Origin of the sequence: Rickettsiella endosymbiont of Rhagonycha lignosa (genome assembly GCF_964031165.1) — a bacterium.
In the GTDB taxonomy this organism is placed as follows: Bacteria; Pseudomonadota; Gammaproteobacteria; order Diplorickettsiales; family Diplorickettsiaceae; genus Aquirickettsiella.
The window spans coordinates 25,363-47,081 of the sequence record NZ_OZ035011.1; the positions used below are offsets into that span (position 1 = coordinate 25,363).

The 21,719-nt window shown below is 36.2% G+C and carries 23 protein-coding genes; 13 read left to right on the forward strand and 10 right to left on the reverse strand.

The features are described 5' to 3' along the window. Positions 1-137: 137 nt before the first annotated feature. Positions 138-566, reverse strand: a complete 429-nt coding sequence (locus AAHI99_RS00130) for a c-type cytochrome (RefSeq protein ID WP_342227674.1) — start codon at positions 564-566, stop codon at positions 138-140. Positions 567-601: 35 nt separating this feature from the next. Then, positions 602-1,645 (reverse strand): class I fructose-bisphosphate aldolase, encoded by a 1,044-nt coding sequence (locus AAHI99_RS00135; protein ID WP_342227675.1) that lies wholly within the window; start codon positions 1,643-1,645, stop codon positions 602-604. 435 nt (positions 1,646-2,080) lie between these two features. On the opposite strand from AAHI99_RS00135, the gene AAHI99_RS00140 reads away from it, so the two are divergent. The 10 genes from AAHI99_RS00140 to glmU all read left to right on the forward strand — a co-directional run bounded on the left by AAHI99_RS00140 (position 2,081) and on the right by glmU (position 10,474). After that, the gene (locus tag AAHI99_RS00140; RefSeq protein ID WP_342227676.1) at positions 2,081-2,419 is read left to right on the forward strand and encodes an ATP synthase subunit I; all 339 of its coding nucleotides are present in this window, start codon (positions 2,081-2,083) and stop codon (positions 2,417-2,419) included. Next, complete coding sequence (gene atpB / locus AAHI99_RS00145; RefSeq protein ID WP_342227677.1) at positions 2,416-3,225, forward strand: F0F1 ATP synthase subunit A; 810 nt, start codon at positions 2,416-2,418, stop codon at positions 3,223-3,225. The genes AAHI99_RS00140 and atpB overlap by 4 nt, the downstream gene beginning before the upstream one ends. A 30-nt stretch (positions 3,226-3,255) precedes the next feature. Further along, positions 3,256-3,561, forward strand: coding sequence for a F0F1 ATP synthase subunit C (atpE, locus tag AAHI99_RS00150; protein WP_342227678.1), 306 nt, complete (start codon positions 3,256-3,258; stop codon positions 3,559-3,561). Positions 3,562-3,709: 148 nt separating this feature from the next. Beyond that, positions 3,710-4,180 carry a F0F1 ATP synthase subunit B gene (locus AAHI99_RS00155; RefSeq protein WP_342227679.1) on the forward strand — a complete coding sequence of 157 codons (471 nt, stop codon included), beginning with the start codon at positions 3,710-3,712 and terminating at the stop codon, positions 4,178-4,180. Beyond that, positions 4,180-4,728 (forward strand): F0F1 ATP synthase subunit delta, encoded by a 549-nt coding sequence (locus tag AAHI99_RS00160; RefSeq protein ID WP_342227680.1) that lies wholly within the window; start codon positions 4,180-4,182, stop codon positions 4,726-4,728. The genes AAHI99_RS00155 and AAHI99_RS00160 overlap by 1 nt, the downstream gene beginning before the upstream one ends. Positions 4,729-4,731: 3 nt before the next feature. Next, positions 4,732-6,276 carry a F0F1 ATP synthase subunit alpha gene (gene atpA / locus AAHI99_RS00165; RefSeq protein ID WP_342227681.1) on the forward strand — a complete coding sequence of 515 codons (1,545 nt, stop codon included), beginning with the start codon at positions 4,732-4,734 and terminating at the stop codon, positions 6,274-6,276. A 6-nt stretch (positions 6,277-6,282) separates the two neighbouring features. Beyond that, positions 6,283-7,143, forward strand: a complete 861-nt coding sequence (gene atpG, locus AAHI99_RS00170) for a F0F1 ATP synthase subunit gamma (RefSeq protein WP_342227682.1) — start codon at positions 6,283-6,285, stop codon at positions 7,141-7,143. A 23-nt stretch (positions 7,144-7,166) separates the two neighbouring features. Beyond that, complete coding sequence (atpD, locus tag AAHI99_RS00175) at positions 7,167-8,570, forward strand: F0F1 ATP synthase subunit beta (RefSeq protein ID WP_425288720.1); 1,404 nt, start codon at positions 7,167-7,169, stop codon at positions 8,568-8,570. A gap of 14 nt (positions 8,571-8,584) precedes the next feature. Beyond that, on the forward strand, positions 8,585-9,016 hold the full coding sequence (locus AAHI99_RS00180; protein ID WP_339050536.1) for a F0F1 ATP synthase subunit epsilon: 432 nt from the start codon (positions 8,585-8,587) through the stop codon (positions 9,014-9,016). A 78-nt stretch (positions 9,017-9,094) separates the two neighbouring features. Next, positions 9,095-10,474: a bifunctional UDP-N-acetylglucosamine diphosphorylase/glucosamine-1-phosphate N-acetyltransferase GlmU gene (glmU, locus tag AAHI99_RS00185; protein ID WP_342227683.1), complete on the forward strand. Its 1,380-nt coding sequence runs from the start codon at positions 9,095-9,097 to the stop codon at positions 10,472-10,474. On the opposite strand, the gene AAHI99_RS00190 is transcribed toward glmU, so the two are convergent. The 4 genes from AAHI99_RS00190 to AAHI99_RS00205 form a co-directional block, all read right to left on the reverse strand. Further along, the gene (locus AAHI99_RS00190) at positions 10,475-11,482 is read right to left on the reverse strand and encodes a hypothetical protein (protein ID WP_342227684.1); all 1,008 of its coding nucleotides are present in this window, start codon (positions 11,480-11,482) and stop codon (positions 10,475-10,477) included. It lies immediately after the preceding gene. Between the two features lie 19 nt (positions 11,483-11,501). Further along, complete coding sequence (locus tag AAHI99_RS00195) at positions 11,502-11,960, reverse strand: host attachment protein (protein WP_342227685.1); 459 nt, start codon at positions 11,958-11,960, stop codon at positions 11,502-11,504. Positions 11,961-12,028: 68 nt separating this feature from the next. After that, positions 12,029-13,432: an amidase gene (locus tag AAHI99_RS00200; RefSeq protein WP_342227686.1), complete on the reverse strand. Its 1,404-nt coding sequence runs from the start codon at positions 13,430-13,432 to the stop codon at positions 12,029-12,031. Between the two features lie 136 nt (positions 13,433-13,568). After that, positions 13,569-14,069 carry a superoxide dismutase family protein gene (locus tag AAHI99_RS00205; RefSeq protein WP_342227687.1) on the reverse strand — a complete coding sequence of 167 codons (501 nt, stop codon included), beginning with the start codon at positions 14,067-14,069 and terminating at the stop codon, positions 13,569-13,571. 445 nt (positions 14,070-14,514) lie between these two features. Between AAHI99_RS00205 and AAHI99_RS00210 the strand changes: the two genes are divergently transcribed. Together AAHI99_RS00210 and AAHI99_RS00215 are read left to right on the forward strand one after the other, a co-directional pair. After that, positions 14,515-15,390 (forward strand): LysR substrate-binding domain-containing protein, encoded by an 876-nt coding sequence (locus tag AAHI99_RS00210; RefSeq protein ID WP_342227688.1) that lies wholly within the window; start codon positions 14,515-14,517, stop codon positions 15,388-15,390. Between the two features lie 121 nt (positions 15,391-15,511). Next, positions 15,512-16,228, forward strand: a complete 717-nt coding sequence (locus AAHI99_RS00215) for an SDR family NAD(P)-dependent oxidoreductase (RefSeq protein WP_342227689.1) — start codon at positions 15,512-15,514, stop codon at positions 16,226-16,228. Between the two features lie 10 nt (positions 16,229-16,238). Here the strand turns inward: AAHI99_RS00215 and AAHI99_RS00220 are convergent, their stop codons facing one another. The 3 genes from AAHI99_RS00220 to acnB are packed head-to-tail and all read right to left on the reverse strand — an operon-like array spanning position 16,239 to position 19,551. Beyond that, positions 16,239-16,547: a DUF190 domain-containing protein gene (locus AAHI99_RS00220; protein WP_342227690.1), complete on the reverse strand. Its 309-nt coding sequence runs from the start codon at positions 16,545-16,547 to the stop codon at positions 16,239-16,241. Then, complete coding sequence (crcB, locus tag AAHI99_RS00225) at positions 16,544-16,921, reverse strand: fluoride efflux transporter CrcB (RefSeq protein ID WP_342227691.1); 378 nt, start codon at positions 16,919-16,921, stop codon at positions 16,544-16,546. Before crcB ends, AAHI99_RS00220 begins: the two co-directional genes overlap by 4 nt. A gap of 41 nt (positions 16,922-16,962) precedes the next feature. After that, positions 16,963-19,551 carry a bifunctional aconitate hydratase 2/2-methylisocitrate dehydratase gene (acnB, locus tag AAHI99_RS00230; RefSeq protein ID WP_342227692.1) on the reverse strand — a complete coding sequence of 863 codons (2,589 nt, stop codon included), beginning with the start codon at positions 19,549-19,551 and terminating at the stop codon, positions 16,963-16,965. Positions 19,552-19,669: 118 nt separating this feature from the next. Here acnB and AAHI99_RS00235 point away from each other — a divergent pair, with 118 nt between their 5' ends. After that, entirely contained in the window at positions 19,670-20,332 is a 663-nt protein-coding gene (locus AAHI99_RS00235; RefSeq protein WP_342227693.1) for a YggS family pyridoxal phosphate-dependent enzyme, read from the forward strand. 8 nt (positions 20,333-20,340) lie between these two features. On the opposite strand, the gene AAHI99_RS00240 is transcribed toward AAHI99_RS00235, so the two are convergent. Further along, the gene (locus AAHI99_RS00240) at positions 20,341-21,717 is read right to left on the reverse strand and encodes a glycine--tRNA ligase (RefSeq protein ID WP_342227694.1); all 1,377 of its coding nucleotides are present in this window, start codon (positions 21,715-21,717) and stop codon (positions 20,341-20,343) included. Between the last annotated feature and the right edge of the window lie 2 nt (positions 21,718-21,719).

The window sequence follows — 21,719 nt, forward strand, 5'->3', positions numbered from 1 at the left end:
AGAATAAAACAATTGAAGTGTATTAATGTACATGAGATTGTGAATTGAGCGGCAACAATACCAAAAATTTAATTGCGAAGAGTATTATCCACTGTGCTTGAAAGAGCAAAATTTTTTTAAATATAATAAGGTATAATTCAATTAGAATGTAGTTGCTCTAACATATAGTGAATAGCCGCTTCTAAATCCGAAGTTGAACATTCTAAGCATGCCCCTTTTGGGGGCATAGCTCGGTAGCCCGTTGTGGCATGCTTAACTAAAAGTGAAAAATTTTTTCTTATCCGTAACCTCCAATCTAACTGATTGCCTAAGCGTGGAGCACCTGCTATGCCATTTTTATGGCATAAGCTACATTTGCTTTCAAATATTGCTTTGCCTAAATGGATATCTTTATTAATATCAGTCAAAGATGAATGGTCTATTTCTGAAACAGCTACTTTGACTTTTCCAATCGGAGCAATACGATTTTCAAGAGCTGTTGTAGAATTATCAAAAAAATCTGCATAGGCATATATTCCAAAACCAAAAAGAAAGTTAAAAAGAATTATACTTATAAATTTTGGCACCTATGCGTAAGCGTAAATTTTAAGATTACAAGAGCTTAAACAAAGTTTGTTTCCGCTTCTTTTTCTTCTGTTTCCATGCTTGATTGATATTGTCCTTTGCAAGCAGCTGCATTAAGTCTCGCACGTTTATAAAAGGCCCGTTGAGCAGCTTTTATATTATGTGCTTTACCGTTCCATACTTTTAACGCAGGTTCTTGTAATGCGCGACCGTAGGAAAAACTTAGACGCCACGGATGACGTGAAGGTTGTAGTTTATTCATAGTATTTAAATGAGCGGTAGCAGTTTCTGGTGTTTGGCCTCCAGAAAGAAAATTAATGCTAGGTACTGCCGCAGGAACTGTTTGACGTAATATTTTTAAAGTTGCTGCGGCAACTTCAGCAATACTAGGTTGCGGCATATATTGATTCCCAGCAATAACCATACTGGGTTTAAGAATCATACATTCGAGTAAAACATGATGCTTATGTAATTCTTCAAATACAGTATAAAGAACAGCGTCTGTAGCTTCAGCACAGCGGACTAAGCTATGAGTGCCATCTATTAGTAGTTCAGGTTCTACAATAGGCACAATTCCATTGTTTTGACAAATAGAAGCATAGCGAGCTAAGGCTTGTGAATTAGCGGTTATGGCTAGAGAAGAAGGAAGTAGGTCAGTTATGGAAAAAACAGCTCTCCATTTTGCAAAACAAGCACCAAGATTTTTATAAGTTAGGAGACGTTCTGATAGACCATCTAGACCTTGGGTCATTTTTTCTTCAGCATTTAGAGGAATGAGGCCTTTATCAACCTTTATGCCAGGGACGATACCTTCATTATCTAAGTAATCGGGAAATAGAAGTCCATCTTTAGTTTTTTGCGCTAAAGTTTCTTCATGAAGGATAACGCCATTAATAAATGCTTCAATACCAGGGGTAGTAAAAAGTAATTCACGATAATTACGGCGATTTTCTACAGTTGACTCTAAATGTAAGGCAGCAAATCGCTTGGCAATAGTAGTTTGACTTTCATCTGCCGCTAAAATTCCTTTTCCTGGTACCGTTAATCGCTGAATAGTTCCTTCAAGCTCGTGAGTGGCCATAATAAATTGCTCCGTACATTTTTTTGACGTGTAAAGCTAAATGAATCATATATTTTGTAAAGCCTAATACTATATAGAACAATGTGAGTAATTTCTAGTAAAGTTAAGGATCTGGATTTCTGCAGTGATTTTCAATTTTATTCTATAAAGGCCAGAAAGGAGGTAAGTTGAAAAAAAAGGGCTAAATAGCATTTTTTCGCATTAATTTGCTATAAATTTTAGTGTTCCCTATTAACTAGCTGGATATATTTAATTTGTATGAGTAGAGTTCAAGTCGAATTGATAAAAAAGCAACACATTCTTTAATATGCATTGCATAAAAGAGTTGTGCTTATTATACTGTCCGCCACTTTATAAGTGGGGCTTAGAATGACTTTTAGTAGGCTTGTCCAGTTGCCTGGTAAGGTAATTCAAAGAATGTGTCAGGCGAGTCTCATGACATTTGCTGTCCTGGGGGCAATAGTCTTTATACGGAATGTTTGTCAGGACGAGCGGGTTATTAGATCTCTTGTGCTGGGTATTGCCTTATGGCTACTTCCTAACTGTTATTTTGTGATGAAAATAATGCGTCGTTTAGCACAGGCGTCAGGAAAAGGCTTGCTCAATATTTTTTATCGGGCAGAATTAATAAAATTATTTTTCAGTGGGATTTTTTTCATAGTGGTGATTAAGTTATTATCAGTAAATATTCCGATCTTGTTGCTAGCTTATTTGGTCTCCCAGCTATTATTTTGGCTATTGCTAATTATTAAAAGCATGAAAGGTTTATTATGAATGGTGAACAAACCTCAGCATATTATGTTCAGCATCACCTTGAGCATCTCATCTTTAACCTGAAAACCTTAAGTTTCTCAGGTGAAGGGAGTTTTTGGAATTTAAATCTCGATACCTTTTTTCTGTCTGCTGTGTTGGGCGTAGGATTTTTAATTTTATTTCGCTGGGTGGCTGCGACAGTTAGTAGTGGCGTTCCGGGTAAAATACAAAATTTTGTTGAGATTCTCGTTGAGTTTGTAGATAAAACTGTGAAAGAGTCTTTTCAAGGTGTTAGTCAATTGATTGCACCTTTAGCGCTGACAATTTTTGTTTGGGTATTCTTAATGAATTTTATGGATTTACTGCCGGTTGATCTATTGCCGACAGTGTTATCAATATTTGGTGTAAGTCATTTTCGATCCGTGCCGACAGCCGATCCTAATACAACATTTGGCATGTCAATTGCGGTCTTTATTTTAATCATTTACTATAACTTGAAAATTAAAGGTGTGAAGGGATTCAGTAAAGAAATGCTGGTTGCCCCATTTGGCCCTTATCTCTTCCCCATCAATATTATTTTTCGTTTATTAGAAGAATTCGTACGACCTATATCCTTGTCGTTACGGCTATTCGGAAATTTATTTGCTGGAGAGTTAATTTTTATTTTAGTGGCATTATTACCATGGTGGTTACAGTGGACTTTTGGTGGGGTTTGGGCGGTATTTCATATTTTAATTATTGCCATTCAAGCATTTATCTTTATGATGCTCACTATAGTTTATTTAAGTATGGCACATGAGACTCATGGTCAAGAACAAACACATTAATTATTTATTAATAAAAGAGAGGATATAAAAATGGTAGATGTTGCGCAAGTAGTTGCTAATGTACAAGGTTTAACGGCCATTGCAGCGGCTTTATTAGTAGGGTTAGCTGCATTAGGCACCGCGATTGGTTTTGGTATTTTAGGCGGAAAATTTTTAGAAGGGGTAGCTCGCCAACCTGAGTTAACACCTATGCTGATGTTGCGAATGTTTTTAATGGCTGGATTAGTCGATGCATTTGCTGCTATTTCAATTGTAATGGGGCTTTATTTAATTTTTGCTAAAAATCCTTTTTTAAGCGAAGTTTTAAAGCTAGTTTCTAAACCAGTAACGGGTTAAATGATATGCTCACAGCAATGGGATTTTTGATAGTAGCCCGCGTAGTGAAGCAACCGAAGTGTATTCAGGATACATGAGGATTGCGAGTCGAGCGGCAACACAGACAAAAATTCAAGTGCGAAGAGTATAATAAATTTGAGAAATCGTCGTGGAAATTAATATTACCTTATTAGGCCAGTTAATTACATTTTCTGTTTTCGTGTGGTTTACCATGAAATTTGTATGGCCGCCCATACTGAAAGTAATGAAAGAACGAGAACAACGAATTGCTGATGGTTTAGCTGCTGCAGAGCGAGGTCAACAAGCTCTAGAATTAGCACAGTTAAAAGCAGATGAGCATTTAAAGGAAGCAAAGCAACAAGCGGCTGAGATTATTGAACAGGCTAATAAGCGCGCTACTCAAATGTCCGAAGAATCTAAACAGCAAATACGAATAGAAAACGAGCGTTTATTAGCTATAGCCCGAGCTGACATTCAGCAAGAATGGCAAACAGCACAACAAAAACTTCGTGCGGAAGTAGCTAATTTGGTTATTACGACTACTGAGAAAATTTTGGCACAATCACTTGATAGCGTAGCTCAACATGCGCTTGTTAAACAATCTTTGGAAGAAATTTGATGTCTGATTTCACATCCATTGCTAGACCTTATGCACGAGCGGCATTTGCTTGTGCATCAGATAAAAAAAATATGGATGCTTGGTCGACTTTATTAAAGCAGACTACCAAAATTATTAACGAGAAGTCGATGCAAAATTTATTAAAAAATCCATGTGTCGATAAAAGAGTGGCGTATGAATGCTTATTAGAATTTTGCAAAGCTGTAATATTTCCTTTTGGAAAAAATTTTCTAAAATTAATGGCTACTAACCAACGATTATTAGTACTTCCAGAAGTTAAAGATTTATTTGAGCGTTATAAGGCTGAACTAGCCAAGCAAGTTACGGCTTATGTGATTTCCACTGTGCCTTTAACTAAAATAGAAGAGCAAACTTTAGAAAAAGTATTATCGGAGCGTTTTCAAAGTCATATAAAACTAGACTGCCATACTGATAAAAATTTATTAGGTGGATTGGTCGTTCGCGTCGGAGATTTAGTCATCGATGATTCTGTACGTGGCAAATTAGAACGTTTACGTGCGACATTAGTGAATCAAGAGGCAGTATAAGCTATGCAACAATTAACTACATCTGAAATAAATGAATTAATCAAAGAACGTATCCAGAAATTTGATGTTTCTGCAGAAACGCGTACACAAGGAAGTATCGTCAGTTTGCGTGATGGAATTGTGCGTATCTATGGTTTAAATGACGTTATGTTGGGAGAAATGATAGAGTTTTCACCTCAATGTTATGGATTAGCCTTAAATCTTGAACGTGATTCAGTGGGTGCTGTTGTTTTAGGTGACTACGAAGGATTAAGTGAAGGTCAAAAAGTTAAATGTACTGGACGTATTCTTGAAGTTCCAGTGGGTGAGGCTTTATTAGGGCGGGTTGTTAATGCTTTAGGGCATCCCATAGATGGTCGTGGCCCAATTGAGGCTGAAAAAAATGCACCTATTGAGCAGGTTGCCCCAGGCGTAATTTGGCGTCAGGGCGTATCACAACCATTACAAACAGGTATATTAGCCATTGATAGTATGGTGCCTATTGGGCGTGGTCAGCGCGAATTAATAATAGGGGATAGACAAACAGGGAAAACGGCGCTAGCCATCGATGCGATTATTAACCAAAAAGATACAGGCGTAAAATGTATTTATGTAGCAATCGGTCAAAAAGCTTCGTCGATTGCAGCAGTAGTGAGGAAGTTAGAAGAACAAGATGCTTTAAAACATACCATTATAGTATCAGCAAGTGCTGCTGATTCTGCGGCGCTGCAGTTTATTGCCCCTTATGCAGGTTGCGCGATGGGTGAGTATTTTCGCGATCAAGGTGAAGATGCGCTTATTATCTATGATGATTTAACAAAACAGGCTTGGGCATATCGGCAAATATCTTTGTTGCTGCGACGTCCACCAGGTCGAGAAGCTTATCCAGGAGATATATTTTATTTGCATTCACGTTTACTCGAACGTGCTGCAAGAGTTAATAAGGAGTTTGTTGAAAAAGCTACTAATGGACGTGTTAAAGGAAAAACAGGCTCGTTAACGGCATTACCTATTATCGAAACTCAAGCTGGGGATGTATCCGCTTTTGTTCCAACAAACGTTATCTCAATTACTGATGGTCAAATCTTTTTAGAAACGGATTTGTTTAATGCAGGTATACGCCCAGCAATTAATGCGGGTTTATCTGTTTCACGAGTGGGTTCTGCTGCTCAAACAAAAATTATAAAGAAATTGGGCGGTGGTGTTCGATTAAGTTTGGCTCAATATCGCGAACTTGCTGCCTTTTCCCAGTTTATGTCAGATTTAGATGAGGCAACACGTAAGCAGCTTGAGAGAGGCCAACGAGTTACTGAAATTTTAAAGCAAAAACAATATGCTCCCTTAAGTGTTGCAGAAATGGCGGTACTATTGTTTGCTACCGATAAAGGTTATTTAGATGATATCGAACTGACAAAGATTGTTGCATTTGCTGAAGAATTATTAGCATATATGCATTCAGAACAGGAAGCATGTTTGGAAAAAATTAACCAAAAAGGTGATTATAACGAAGTGATAGCTAATGAGTTAGATACAGCAATTACAGCCTTTAAAATGACACAAACTTGGTGATAGTCGATGAGTTTTGCGCAAGAGATACGTGGTAAAATTGCTAGTATCAAAGGTACTCAGAAAATAACGCGAGCAATGGAAATGGTTGCGGCTAGTAAAATGCGAAAAGCTCAGGAACGAATGACGCTTTCGCGACCTTATGCGCATAAAATGCTCGATCTAATCTATCATGTTGCAAGTAGTCACGCAGAATATCAACACCCTTATTTACAAATAAGAGAAATAAAACGAGCGGGTTTTCTTGTTATCACCACTGATAAAGGCTTGTGCGGCGGACTGAATACTAATTTACTAAAGTTAGTTTTGCAGGAATTTCGAGTATGCCAATCTAAAGGAATAGATATAGATTTGGCTATTATAGGCGGAAAAGGAGAAGCTTTTTTTAAGCGCGTCGGTGGCCATGTGGTTGCACATGCCAATCATTTGGGAGATGCACCGCAATTACAAGATTTAATTGGGGTTATAAAAGTTTTATTAGATGCCTACAAGCAAGGTAAGTTGGATAGTGTAACTATTTTCTATAATGAATTTATTAATACGATGACACAAAAGGCACAGACTTTATCCTTATTGCCTGTGTTACCTTCTGAAAAGTCAGAGCTTAATTATCGCTGGGACTATCTTTATGAACCTGATGCAAAGCCTTTGTTAGAGTTAGTACTAACACGATATATTGAATCACAAGTGTATCAAAGTGTTGTAGAAAATACTGCGTGTGAACAAGCGGCTAGGATGGTAGCAATGAAAAGTGCGACGGATAATGCAGGAGAATTAATAAGTGATTTGCAATTAGCCTATAATAAAGCCCGCCAGGCAGCAATTACCAAAGAATTAGCAGAAATAGTTGCCGGTGCTGAAGCTGTTTAAATTTAACCTTATATGAATAAATAATGAAGAGAAACGTTATGAAGCCAATTAATCCCATCGGACATATAGTCGAAATTATCGGTGCTGTTATCGATGTTGAATTCCCAAGAGAACAGGTTCCGAAGGTTTATGATGCTTTAATGGTTCATGGTCATGATTTGGTGCTAGAGGTCCAGCAACAGTTAGGTGATGGTATTGTAAGGACCATTGCGATGGGTACTAGTGATGGTTTGCAGCGAGGAATAAAAGTAACTAATACCGAAGCGCCTATTAGTGTACCTGTAGGGAAGCAGACTTTAGGTAGAATTATGGATGTGTTAGGTAGACCTATCGATGAAGCAGGTCCTATTAATGAGAAAATTCGTTTACCTATTCACCGTAAACCACCTAGCTTTGCAGAACAAGCTGCTAATGAACAATTATTAGAAACAGGAATTAAAGTTATTGATTTACTATGTCCTTTTGCTAAAGGTGGAAAAGTAGGCTTGTTTGGCGGTGCTGGAGTTGGTAAGACCGTTAATATGATGGAATTAATACGTAATATCGCTATTGAACATAGTGGATACTCAGTATTTGCAGGTGTTGGGGAGCGGACACGAGAAGGTAATGATTTTTATCATGAAATGAAAGAATCTAATGTTTTAGATAAAGTATCATTAGTCTATGGACAAATGAATGAACCACCCGGTAACCGTTTACGAGTTGCTTTAACGGGTTTAACAGTAGCTGAATATTTTCGGGATGAAGGTCGAGACGTATTGTTATTTATCGACAATATCTATCGTTACACACTAGCAGGCGTCGAAGTGTCGGCATTATTAGGGCGTATGCCTTCTGCTGTGGGTTATCAGCCTACATTGGCTGCAGAAATGGGTGCTTTACAAGAACGTATTACCTCAACCAAAACAGGCTCTATTACTTCTATCCAAGCTGTGTATGTTCCAGCAGATGATCTTACTGATCCTTCACCGGCAACTACTTTTGCACATCTCGATGCAACAGTCGTATTATCCCGTCAAATTGCGGAGTTGGGTATTTATCCGGCCATTGATCCGTTAGATTCTAATAGTCGCCAACTTGATCCTTTGATTGTTGGCCAAGAACATTATGATGTTGCCAGAGCTGTACAAAAAACTTTACAGCGCTATAAAGAATTGAAAGATATTATTGCTATTTTAGGTATGGATGAATTGTCAGAACAAGATAAATTGATTGTAATGCGCGCAAGAAAAGTACAACGGTTTTTATCTCAGCCTTTCTTTGTTGCCGAAATATTTACTGGGTCTCCAGGAAAATACGTCAGTCTTAAAGAGACAATCCGTGGTTTTAAAGCTATTTTAAATGGTGAATTTGATGATTTGCCTGAACAAGCATTTTATATGGTTGGAAGTATAGATGAAGTAGAGGCGAAAGCAAAAGCTTTATAGGGTAGAAAAATATCATGACTAAAACCATGCAAATTGAGATTGTTAGCGCAGAAGTTTCGATTTTTTCTGGTGAGGCTATGCATATAGTAGTCACGGGTTCATTAGGTGAGCTTGGGATTTATCCGGGCCATACCCAACTATTAACGGCATTAAAGCCAGGGCCAGTGCGCATTGTAAAACCAGATGGGGAAGATGAAATACTTTACATTTCTGGCGGTATTTTAGAGGTTCAACCACAACACGTTAGTATATTAGCCGATACGGCCATACGAGCTACTGATTTAGATGAATTGGCCGCTTTAGAAGCCAAGGAACACGCAGAAAGAGTATTGAGTGATAAACAAGCTGATATCGATTACGCAAAAGCAACAGCAGAATTAGCTCAGGCAGTTGCTCAATTACAGGTCATATCTAAATTAAAGAAAAAACTTACCGGTAGAATTTAATTTTCTAAGAAATTCCTAAAAAAAGATTGAGTAATATCTTACCAAAAATGAAGTTTTGAATAAGGCTAGTTTTGAAATATGAAATTACTTGATGTCATCATTTTAGCCGCGGGTCATGGAAAACGTATGTATTCTACTTTACCTAAAGTATTGCATAAGTTGGCCGGTAAACCTTTGTTACAATATATAGTTGAAACAGTTAAAGATTTGCAACCTCATGCAGTTTATGTAGTTTATGGAAATGGTGGAGGTCAAGTTCCCAAATATTTAAGTCATTTAGCAGTTAATTGGGTAAAGCAAACAGAATTATTAGGTACAGGGCATGCAGTTGCTCAAGCTATTCCAGAAATGAAACAAGATGAGAGTCGTGTATTAATTTTGCTAGGGGATACACCTTTAGTAAGTTTAGCTACTTTACAAAAATTAATTCATGCAACTGAAACTCATCAAATTGGTTTAGTTACATTAATTACGCAACAACCTTTTGGTTTAGGACGGATTTTACGGGATCAAGAAGGAAAAGTTGTTCAAATTGTTGAAGAAAAAGATGCTAGCCTAGAGCAAAGAAAAATACAGGAAGTTAACAGTGGTATTTTTTATGTGCCGCTAAAATTACTAAAGCGTTGGTTGCCTAAAATTAAAAAAATGAATGCCCAAAGTGAATATTATTTAACGGATATTATTACAATGGCTGTGGATGAAAAGATAGAAATCGTAACGGTATCTTCAGATGTTGATGGTGAAATGCAAGGAGTCAATGATCGTGTGCAACTTGCTAAGCTTGAACGTTATTTTCAGCAGCAAGCCGCTAAAAAACTGATGTTAGCGGGAGTTACCTTACACGATCCAGACCGATTTGATTTACGCGGGCAATTAACCGTTGAAAAAGACGTGGTTATCGATGTAGATGTTATTGTAGAAGGGGAAAATACTATAGGCGCTAATAGTTCAATAGGATCGCATACAATTTTAAAAGATGTCAAAATTGGGAAAAATGTTGAAATTAAGCCTTATTGCTTAATTGAAGGTGCAGTTATTGGCGATAATTGTATTATTGGTCCATTTGCACGTATTCGCCCAGGAGCGGTTCTCAAAAATAATGTTCATATAGGAAATTTCGTTGAAGTTAAAAATAGCCAGATAGAACAAGAAACAAAAATTAATCATTTAAGTTACATCGGCGATGCAAATATAGGTAAAAATGTCAATATTGGCGCGGGTACCATTACTTGTAATTACGATGGAGCGGTTAAACATCAAACACAAATAGAAGATGATGTGTTTGTTGGTTCTAATACCGCGTTAATTGCGCCCATACGAATAAAAAAAGGTGCAACGATAGGTGCTGGATCTACCTTAAATAAAGACGTCCCTGCTGGTAAATTAACCTTAAGCCGAGCAGAAATCCGTACTTTTGAAAATTGGAAACGTCCTCAGAAAAAACAGGATTTATTGTAATTACTTTCCACAGTCAAAGTATTGATCGTTTATTTTCGGTAAAAGTTCTTTTGAAAAAAATGGTTCTTTAGTGTTCCAAAATATAATAGTTGCTCCCAAGTAATCTTTGGCAAACAAATAAAAATCTGAAAAGTTGTAATAAGTGTTATCAGTTTTTTTATAAGTGTACTCACCTTCTTGTACAGCCATGCCAATATTGTTTAGTTTGTTTTTTTTCTGATGAAAAAAAGGATAACTATTTTTCATTTGAGCTTTTCTGTAAGGGACAATGTCAGGACCACCTAAACCAACACGGTGTTGTATTGCATACGAGAATAATCTGCTCATATATTTGTGATCATTATTCCATTCCCCAGGGAAAAAATTTACATATTGCAGAACGATACTTTTGGTAAATGCACTGCGTAATGCGTTTATATTTTCAAGCTCTGCATTGAAATATCTATCTTGAGTAAAATCTTTAGGAGGATTTTTACTATTAAAATCTGTGGCGGTTTCAGGTAAATTGATCCCATAAATCTTGCCATCAAATTGAGTGGCTAGTTTTTGTATGAGTAACTGGAATCGTTCTCGCACAGCGGGATCCCAGACTCGCGCTACCCATCCTTCGGTTATAGGGATTCCCTCTCCTGGAAAATCGTATTGCATAGCGACTCCATTATGATATATTTTTTCTTTTCGAATATAATCTGGTACGTTAAATATATTGGGTTGGAAGGATCTATCTTGTAGCTGAATAAAAAGTTTTTTATGAATTGAATTTAGAAATCCTAGATCTCGTTCAATTCTTGAAAAATTATAAATACCTTTTTTGGGCTCTAATTCTTTCCATGTGTAAATTGCTTGGATTCCTGTAATACAGGGATTTAGCAATATTTTTTCATAGCTTCTTAGATTTGCATCACTTCCGACAAATAAAAATAATTTGGGTAAAGTTTGAATAGCAAGCACATTGTTACTTACGCATAATAAAAAAGAAACTATTAAACTAAATAATATTTTTTTCAAAAGTACTCCGAATAGTAAATTAATTATTTTTGTTTGATCGAATAATATTCCACCAGTTTTCTTTTAAATAATTGCTAAGAACAGATTCATTTTCTTCAACAAAGTTTTTCTTAATATTAACTAGTAAGGTTTTTTCTACTTGTTTATCAAGGTTGGTAAGTAAAATACCTCCGACGTGAGGTGCAGAACATAAAATAAGTTGTTTATATTGATGATTATCTAGCCCTTTTTTTAAAAAATCAGCCAAGATTTTAGTAAAATGGTCAAGCTCTACCTCATGAGGGCTGCTTGCTGCTTCATAAGCACCTTTAGCAGAATGCATAGTTTGATAATGACCAGGTCTATCTGAAACTAAATCACTTTCTTTTAATTTAGCATTAGGGTTTTCAAAACTTTTCAATAAAATTAACTTATGATTTTTGGGCTCATAAGAATAAATATGACCTAAACTACTATTTAAGCTAATCACCCAAATCATTTAGCTCCCCCTTAAGTATGTTTTCAAAGTATAGCAGGTTCAAGGACTAAGCTCTGGATGAGAGGGTTTTAAGGAAATAAAACAGGTTTTTGCCATCCGCCTAGCAAGCCTTCTAATTTTTGCCCAATCATCAGGGCTACTTCGTCATGCCATGGCTTAGCAACAATCTGTATTCCTATAGGTAAACCTTCCAGGGAAGTGCCGCACCGGATTGTTAAAACTGGCCACCCAGTTAAATTATAAATATTAAGATAACTAAAGTCATGACCTTCGATAAATGAATGTCCTAATAATTTGGCAGGTGTCGCTGCTACAGGACATATAATTGCATCATATGGAATAAAAAATTTTTCTAGGGCGATGCGCAATTGATCAATGCGACGTAATCGCTGATGTAATTCAGTAATGGAAAATTCACATTGGCGCGAAATAGCTAAAAATTCCTTCACCAGATAGGAAGGTTTTTTAATGCCCAAATGGCGCAGTAAATTTTTTAATCCTAGACCTTTATCGCCACCTAAAATAAATGTCTCAGTAATAAGAATATAAAGCTCTTTTAAGTGAGGAGGACGCAGAGGTTCAATTTGTTGTACTTCATCTTGTAAAATCTGTGCTACTTGATTAATAGTTTGTAAGGTTGCTTTATCAGGTGTAACAATGCCATTGTCTGAGTAAAATGCAATTCGTAAATTTTTGCATTGGATAAGAGGTTTGCTGGTTGAAATGGGGATAGCATCTGGATCGGCACCATCGGGGCCCGTCAAAAGAGGTAGAGATAATACTATATCATCGACAAACCGTGCCATAGGACCATAAGTAGTTAATGGACGTGATAAACCTCTACCATCTGAGGGAACATTACCTGAGTTAGGGATTAAACCACGAGTGGGTTTTAAACCCACAATTCCTGTATTATGAGCGGGTTGGCGAATGCTTCCTGCTCCGTCTGTGCCCAAACCAATTACTGAGCCGCCTGCTGCGATAATAGCCGCTTCTCCACCGCTACTTCCACCTGGGGTACGATTTAAATCATAAGGATTTAAAGTTTTGCCAAAGCGATCATTATCTGTTTCATAGGCGATATTAAATTCAGGAACATTGCTTATACCTAAAATAATTCCACCCGCTGCTTTTAATCTAGCAACAACAGTTGCATCTTCTTTAGGAAGAAAGTTGTAACCATTACTTCCTTTGCTAATAATAAAGTCTTGAACTTTACAGCAATCTTTAATAGTAATAGGTAAACCGTGCAAAGGTCCAAGAGTTTGATTCTTAGCTAATTTTTTATCGGCTATGAATGCTTTTTTTAATGCAATTTCTGGTTCAGTTAGTTTAACTAGGGCATTAAGTTTGGGATTAACCTGTTCGATGCGGTCTAAATAAGCTTGAATAACCTCAACGCACGAAACTTTTTTCTTTTTAATTAGCTGGGCTAATTGTCTTGCTGATAAAAAATAAAGATCTGAGCTCATAGAATGATTACTATTAATTATTCTGCTTACCATTCGTAAAAAAGATTATTAATTACGAAAAATAAATTCTATCAATGCTTAAGGATTTATGCATTGGTCAAGAAAATATCGTTGAAATCTAAAATGGACATTATTTCTACTTTATAATACCACAGGCTATACGCGCACCACCTCCGCCTAACTTAGCAGGAACATCAGAATAATTATCGCTCCCTGCATGTATTATTAAAGAGTGATTTTTAAGTTCATTTAAGCGCAATCTAGGGGCTAAAATAGGTAATGTGGCGTTGCCATTATTAGCAACTTCTAAAACAGGCAGATCTCCTAAATGTCCTTTTCCATAAGGGCCTAAATGTTGGCTAGAATGAGAAGGATCAAAGTGATCACCTGCAGCCATTCCATTATCCAAACAAGAAGGATTTTGGTGGATATGAAAACCATGCAAACCAGGAGGAAGATTATGTAAATTGGGTGTCAATAAAACACCATAGGGCTTTTGCGTGGCTATTATCACTCCAATCGGCTGTCCTATTCCCTGTTGAGAAGTAAGGAACATCGGTATGGAGATATCAGCAAGGGCTATATTACAGATGAGTAAGCATATGCTGGCAACCCACAACTTAAGCAAGTTAAACATAAATATCTCCCTATTACATTTCGCCAAGTATAGCATAGCTTTATAAGAATATTATTTGGTGTGCTTAAACATTTCTGTAGTAACCAATTCTATATACAATGTTTGTTTTTAATTTATAAAAATTTTATTAATTTATATCAGAGGTTGCACAAATTCATTTTATAAATAAAAAAATTACATTATATTTATATTTTAGATTATGTAGATTATATTTTTTTGTCTTTAGCATTTTATGGTGCAGTTAGAAAATTTTTTCTAATAAGGAATAATAAAAAAATCAATATATTACAGATTCATTTACATTCTTTGAAGTAGATATTTTTTCATAATGATAATAGTCATAGTGTTACTTATCCGGTATTATGGTTTTACATTTACATAATTATTATTATGTAAGATTAATTTAAAATGCATTGGATTTAAGTAATGATAATTTAAAATTGCTATGCGTATTACTCTAAAACAACTCGAAGTTTTTGTTGCAATTGCTAAGACCGGAAACGTTAGTCACGCTGCAAAAAGAATGTATCTTTCGCAATCAGCGTGTAGCATGGCACTTGCCACATTAGAGGAGCAATTAGAAGGCTCTGTATTTGATCGACATGGAAAACAATTATTTTTGAATGAACGTGGTAGGGTGTTGTTACCCAAAGCGGGTAGTGTCATATCTCAAATATCAGAACTAAAAGATATGATGATGGAAAATAAAAAAGATAATTTATCCGGTCAGTTAATCATAGGTGCTAGTAAGACTATCGGTAATTATCTATTACCAAAAGTTATCTCTGAACTTGCTTATACGCACAAAAATATTCAGATCAACCTTAAAATAGCTACTACTAAGGTAATATTATCTAGATTACTCACATTTAATATTGATGTAGCTTTAATTGAGGCTAATTGTTTTTCTGATAAAGTTCATACCTATCCTTGGAAAAAAGATGAGTTAGTGATAATTGCTGCTCCAAAATATCCTTTAAGTAAAAAAAAGAAATTGACATTATCAGATATCGCTAATGCACGCTGGTTACTACGAAAGCAGAGTTCGAGTATACGCGAAAAATTAGAAGAGAAAATTGGCGGAAAAATTCGTCCTTTTTTAGAATTGGATGATACAGATGCGCTTAAGCAAGCTACGCAAGCAGGTTTGGGGATAAGCTGCTTATCTAGATTTGTTGTAGAAGATTCTTTAAAAAATAATACCTTAGTAGAACTAAAAACTCCATTTTTAACGTTAAGTCGAGAGTTCTATATTTTAATTCACAAGGAAAAATATCAATCTACGGTAATATCCGAATTTTTAAAAAAAGCAAATACATGATGTCATTTGGTTAGTTTATTCGCTATTAATAAAAAATTTCATCAAAATGCTTGTTCGCATCTTGATATGCAATGAGTATAATCTAAAATTACATTATGTTGATTAGATGTAAATATTTTCTATGCAATCCATATTGATTTTAGGGGCTACTTCTTCTATAGCAAGGGCTTGTAGCGAAATTTTGGCTTCGAGACGTTGCAAACTTTTTCTCGCAAGTCGGGATATCTCAGAGTTAGAACGTATAGCAAGCGATCTTAGGATCCGATTCAACGTTGATGTTGATTATGCTTTTTTTGATATTACCCAAATTGATGCGCATTCGGCTTTTTTTGAAATGCTTATTGATAAAATGGGTGCTATTGATGGTCTCATAATGGCGATAGGTTTAATTGATAAATTAGATTATCGAAAAGTGATTGCAGCAAATTTTACGGGTCCTATTTCTTTTCTTGAACATTATGTTAAGTATTTAGCTATTCAAAAAAAAGGCTTTATTATTGGATTAAGTTCTGTTGCAGGAGATAGAGGACGGAAACCCAATTATGTTTATGGTGCTAGCAAAGCAGGATTGACTACTTATTTACAAGGGTTACGTAATTATTTGTATCCTTTTAAAATACAAATATTAACAATCAAGTTAGGTTTAATTGATACGAAAATGGTTTTTGGAGGAAAGTACCCAATCTATTTAGCGGCCAACCCAACAAAAACAGCAAAAAAAATTATCCAGGCGTTAGATAAGGGGAAAGAGAACGTATACATTCCCGGAATTTGGCGGCTTATAATGTTAATTATCCGGATTATACCAGAAAAAATTTTTAAACGTCTAAGCCTTTAGCGAGCTGAATTTAATCTTTAACAATCACTTTTGCCTCCCAAAAAATAATATGTCCAGGGTTAATGATTTGATTTAAATGCTCAAGTGTTTTTTCTACTTTAGCTTTATCAGCATCGAAAAATTCGATGCAAATGGGGAGATTCAATGAAAGATCGAGCAAAGAGCTAGTCAAGTTTCCTGATTTTCCTATCCCTTCAATGGCACGATATACACTTACTCCAGAAATTTTATCATTTTTTAAAAAATCAATTATTTTATTAAGTAGATGTGAAGCTTCAGTTATATAAATTCTAACGACGACTATATCTAGTGTTTTCATAGATTTCTTCCCAAAATTACACCCGTCCACGCTGCCATGAGACATAAAATAGTACTAAGCAAAATATTTACAATTGCAGGAAACCAATTAGCATTTTCCATTAAATTGATGGTTTCGATTGAGAAAGAAGAAAAAGTGGTATACCCACCTAGAAAACCAATTAACAATAATGCTCTAAGTTGAGGAGCAATACTTTGAAATCTTTCTAAAATAATAACAAATAAAAAACCCATTAAAAAAGATCCACTTACATTAACCACTAAAGTGCCATAGGGAAAATTTTTGTTAAATAAATTATAAATGCCCGTGGAAACTCCGTAGCGTAAAACTCCACCAAGTCCTGCACCTATAAAAATTAAAGAAATTGTGTTCAATTTAAATCCATTAAAGTTTTAAGATTATTTGTTGTTAAAGCTTAAATACCGATTAATTGATCAATTTGTTCAGACACGTTTTGATAATCGAGCATTTGATCAAAATTCAAATATCGATATAAGTTTTCACTCATAGCGTCAATAAATTTCATTTTTTCTCTATATTCATCTAAATTAGGTATATAACCTAAAATGGCGGTTATAGCAGATAATTCAGCTGAAGCTAAATAGACATTAGCGTCTTTTCCCATACGATTAGGAAAATTTCGAGTTGAGGTGGAAACTACGCTTGCACCATCACGTACTCTTGCTTGATTTCCCATACACAAAGAACAGCCGGGCATTTCGGTCCGTGCGCCTACAATGCCATAGATTGCGTAATAACCTTCTTGCATTAACTGATGTGCATCCATCTTGGTTGGAGGTGCTATCCATAATACAGTAGGTAATCGGTTGTTAAAGTTCTTTAATAAACTACCCGCTGCACGATAATGACCAATATTCGTCATGCATGAACCTATGAATACTTCGTCAATCTTAGTTTGTGCTACAGCAGATAAAGGTTTGATATCATCTGGATCATTGGGACAGGCTAATAAAGGTTCTTTGATCTGATTAAGATCAATTTCAATGATTTCTGCATAGTCTGCATCTGCATCAGGCTCTAGTAAAACAGGGTCTGCTAACCAAGTTTCCATTGATTTAATTCGGCGCTGTAAACTCCCAATATCTTGGTAACCATTTCTTCTCATCCAATTTAGTAGGGAAATATTAGAATTTAAATATTCTATAATAGGTTGTTTATCTAAGCGAATAGTGCAACCATTTGCTGAACGTTCAGCAGATGCATCAGCAAATTCAAAAGCTTGCTCAATTTTAAGATTCGGTAAACCTTCAATTTCTAATACGCGACCTGAAAAGACATTTTTTTTATTTTTGCTATCGAGCGTGAGTAAACCCCGTTGCAAGGCGACATAGGGTATCGCGTTGACTAGATCACGTAATGTGATGGTGGGTTGTATTTTGCCAGTAAACCTAACTAATACTGATTCTGGCATGGTTAATGGCATCACACCCATAGCTGCTGCAAAAGCAACAACACCCGAACCGCCAGGGAAACTAATACCTATAGGAAATCGCGTGTGGGAATCGCCACCGGTACCCACTGTATCAGGTAACAGCATTCGGTTAAGCCAAGAATGGATAATTCCATCGCCGGGTCTTAATACAACCCCACCACGCGAAGAGAAAAAATCTGGCAAGCTGTGTTGTGTTTCTATATCAACGGGTTTTGGATAGGCTGCAGTGTGGCAAAAACTTTGCATGACAAGATCTGCTGAAAACCCAAGACATGCAAGCTCTTTTAGCTCATCTCTGGTCATAGGCCCCGTTGTGTCTTGTGAGCCAACGGTTGTCATTTTTGGTTCACAGTATGTCCCAGGGCTAATACCGGGGACTCCACAGGCTTTGCCTACCATTTTTTGAGCTAAGGTAAATCCTTTTCCATTTTCGGGGATAATTTCTGGGCGGTTAAATTCTTTGGAGAATGGATAAGACAATGCGGCTCTTACATTATCGGTCAATGATCTACCAATAATTAGGGGAATTCTACCACCAGCACGTGCGGCATCCATGAGTGTGAAGTTCGGTGTAAAATGAGCAATTTCTTGTCCTTGTTCATTCTCAATTCGTCCCTCATAGGGATAAATTTGAATAATATCACCCATATGAAGTTGACTTACATCAACTTCGATAGGAAAAGCACCAGAGTCTTCAGCAGTTGTTCGAAATATTGGAGCAATTTTGCCACCTAAAATAACTCCACCACGGTTCTTATTAGGAACAAAGGGTATCTCTTTGCCGATATGCCATAACAACGAATTAATAGCTGATTTTCGCGATGAACCAGTACCCACAACATCGCCAGCAAACGCGATAGGATGACCTTTAGCTTTAAGCTGCTTAATAACTTGTAATGCATCTGACATACGATTATGCAACATAACTAAGCTATGCAAAGGGATGTCAGGACGACTCCAGGCTTCAGTCGCAGGAGAAAGGTCATCGGTATTAATTTCTCCAGATACTTTAAAAACTGACAAGGTGAGCTTATCAGGAAGTTTAGTCTTAGACAGAAACCACTCTGCATTTGCCCAAGCTTCTACAACTTGATGAGCATAAAGATTCCCTTTTTTGGCTTTGGCTATGACATCATGGTAAGCATCAAACATTAATAGAGTGTGTGAAAGTTGTGTTGCTGCTACTGCAGCTATGTCCTGTTGCCCGTCAAGTAATTCGATAAGAATAGGAACATTATAACCACCCAACATACTACCAAGAAGCTCAACGGCGAATTTAGGCGATATAAATGGGGAATTTACTTCGTTTTTTGCTAAAGCTGCAAGAAAACCAGCTTTAACATAAGCTGCTGGATCGACTCCGGGCGCTACATGTTCAGCTAATAATTTGACTAAAAAAGAGGCTTCATGAGAAAAGGCGGGATTTTTAATTAATTCTATACATGCAGTAACCTGTGTTGCATCAAGAGGAAGAGGGGGAATATCATGAACTGCCCGTTGCTGAATGTGTTGTCGATAATTAACTAAAAAATTGGATGGTGATGCAGACACAACGACCCCGCTTATTGTTTAATAATAAGATTATTATACGCTTTTAAATTATCAGAAGTAAGTAAATTGTCTCTAAATTCTCTCAGAAAATATGAAAAATTGCATTTTTAGCAGAATTTTGCACTGTATAGAAAAGATAAGAAATACAGAATGTCGCGCTGGAAGAAAACCTGGTTCAGTCGAATTAATTGCTATTAGCAAAGCTCAAAATGTAGAGGCTATAAGGTCAGCAATTGATGCTGGACAGTTTATCTTTGGTGAAAACTATGTTCAGGAAGCGGATGAAAAAATTCAAAATCTTCAGAATTTAGGGCTAGAATGGCATTTTGTAGGAAGAATCCAAACGAATAAAACAAAATTTATTGCCAATAATTTTTCTTGGGTACACAGTCTTGGGGATTTCAAATTAGCTGTAAAATTGAATGAATATCGAAAAGAAGCAAATTTAACGCCCATTAATGTTTGTATCCAAGTTAATCTGAAGAAAGAGACAAGCAAAGCTGGGATATATTTAGAACATATTGTCCCCTTCGCAACTTCAATTGATAAGCTTTCCCATCTAAATTTAAGGGGGTTAATGGCAATCCCCAAACCCGAAAAAGATTTCGCTTGCCAACGTAAGAACTTTAAAGCGTTACGTTTAAGCTTAGAGAAACTAAATAAATTAGGCTTAAGATTAGATACTTTATCGATGGGCACATCTCAGGATTTTGAGGCCGCTATTGCTGAAGGTGCGACATTGGTTCGATTAGGTACCGCAATTTTTGGAAAAAGACAATAATAAAATTTTTATGAAAAGTAATTTTTTATATATTCATCTAAACGAGATAGGTTGATACGTTTTTGTTGCATAGTATCGCGATCACGTAGGGTGACGGTATCATGATTTTCAGTATTTTCACTTTTAGCTATGGTATCAAAATCAACAGTAATACAAAGTGGTGTGCCAATTTCATCATGACGCCGATAACTTTTTCCAATATTTCCGGTATCCTCAAAGGCAATTCTGCCTATTCCTAAAGCTAATATTGCATTCTTCAAATTTTTTGCTTTTTCTACCAGCAAACTATCGTTGCGCTTTAAAGGGATGATAGCTACTTTGACGGGTGCTAAATGTGGTTTTATTTTCAACACTAAACGTTTTTTATCATCTTTTAGAGTTTCTTCTTCGTACGCTTCAGTGAGTATGGCAAGTACACCTCTATCCAAACCTGCTGAAGGTTCTATCACATAGGGAATAAAATGCGAACCAGGAGGGTCTTGAACGGTTAATTTAGCAATGCTTTCCTTATTAACAGATACTTTAGCAGTGATATTTAATTTATTTTGATCTTGCGTATGTGAACCTAAATCATAATCAGTACGATTAGCAATTCCTTCTAGTTCTTCAAAGCCATGAGGGAATTTATAGAGTATATCGACGGTTGCTTTTGCATAGTGAGCCAGTTCGGATGAGCTTTGCGTTAATAATTTTAATCTTTCGGTATTTAACCCTTGATTCTTCCACCATGCTAAACGAGATTCAACCCAATATTCATGCCATTTTTCATCTTCACCCGGTTTAACAAAAAATTCAATTTCGAGTTGTTCAAATTCTCTGACTCTAAAAATAAAATTACGTGGCGTTATTTCGTTTCTAAAAGCTTTCCCAATTTGTGCTATGCCAAAAGGAAGTTTAGGAGACATAGAGTCCATAACATTTTTAAAATTAGTAAATATTCCTTGTGCGGTTTCGGGACGTAGATAGGCAAAAGCATCAGGGTCTTCTACTGGTCCCATGGTGGTTTTAAACATCATATTGAAGGCTCTTGGCTCAGTAAGATTGGTAGAGCCACATGCTTCACATTTACCATCTATAAGATGATCCAAACGCCAACGTTTTTTACATTGTTTACAATCGACAAGTAAATCAGCAAAGGTGCTTTCGTGACCGGAATAATAAAAAATTTTTCGATGTGTCAAAATGGCAGAATCTAATCCATAGATATCATCACGCTCGTAAACATTAGATTTCCACCAGGCGGCTTTTAAATTATTTTTTAATTCTACACCTAATGGGCCATAATCATAGACGCCTTGTAGGCCTCCATAAATTTCAGCACTAGGGAAGATGAATCCTCGGCGTTTACATAAAGATACAATTTCTTCTAGATTTTCTGCTGCCATGC

Bases quoted from the DNA above. Each gene is read 5' to 3' on its own strand.
- AAHI99_RS00200 (WP_342227686.1), bottom strand. From the start codon at position 13,432: ATGAGCTCAGATCTTTATTTTTTATCAGCAAGACAATTAGCCCAGCTA.
- AAHI99_RS00180 (WP_339050536.1), top strand. From the start codon at position 8,585: ATGACTAAAACCATGCAAATTGAGATTGTTAGCGCAGAAGTTTCGATT.
- AAHI99_RS00240 (WP_342227694.1), bottom strand. From the start codon at position 21,717: ATGGCAGCAGAAAATCTAGAAGAAATTGTATCTTTATGTAAACGCCGA.
- atpE (WP_342227678.1), top strand. From the start codon at position 3,256: ATGGTAGATGTTGCGCAAGTAGTTGCTAATGTACAAGGTTTAACGGCC.
- AAHI99_RS00140 (WP_342227676.1), top strand. From the start codon at position 2,081: ATGACATTTGCTGTCCTGGGGGCAATAGTCTTTATACGGAATGTTTGT.
- AAHI99_RS00220 (WP_342227690.1), bottom strand. From the start codon at position 16,547: ATGAAAACACTAGATATAGTCGTCGTTAGAATTTATATAACTGAAGCT.
- AAHI99_RS00205 (WP_342227687.1), bottom strand. From the start codon at position 14,069: ATGTTTAACTTGCTTAAGTTGTGGGTTGCCAGCATATGCTTACTCATC.
- AAHI99_RS00135 (WP_342227675.1), bottom strand. From the start codon at position 1,645: ATGGCCACTCACGAGCTTGAAGGAACTATTCAGCGATTAACGGTACCA.
- atpD (WP_425288720.1), top strand. From the start codon at position 7,167: ATGAAGAGAAACGTTATGAAGCCAATTAATCCCATCGGACATATAGTC.
- atpA (WP_342227681.1), top strand. From the start codon at position 4,732: ATGCAACAATTAACTACATCTGAAATAAATGAATTAATCAAAGAACGT.
- AAHI99_RS00215 (WP_342227689.1), top strand. From the start codon at position 15,512: ATGCAATCCATATTGATTTTAGGGGCTACTTCTTCTATAGCAAGGGCT.
- glmU (WP_342227683.1), top strand. From the start codon at position 9,095: ATGAAATTACTTGATGTCATCATTTTAGCCGCGGGTCATGGAAAACGT.
- atpB (WP_342227677.1), top strand. From the start codon at position 2,416: ATGAATGGTGAACAAACCTCAGCATATTATGTTCAGCATCACCTTGAG.
- AAHI99_RS00210 (WP_342227688.1), top strand. From the start codon at position 14,515: ATGCGTATTACTCTAAAACAACTCGAAGTTTTTGTTGCAATTGCTAAG.
- atpG (WP_342227682.1), top strand. From the start codon at position 6,283: ATGAGTTTTGCGCAAGAGATACGTGGTAAAATTGCTAGTATCAAAGGT.
- AAHI99_RS00160 (WP_342227680.1), top strand. From the start codon at position 4,180: ATGTCTGATTTCACATCCATTGCTAGACCTTATGCACGAGCGGCATTT.
- AAHI99_RS00195 (WP_342227685.1), bottom strand. From the start codon at position 11,960: ATGATTTGGGTGATTAGCTTAAATAGTAGTTTAGGTCATATTTATTCT.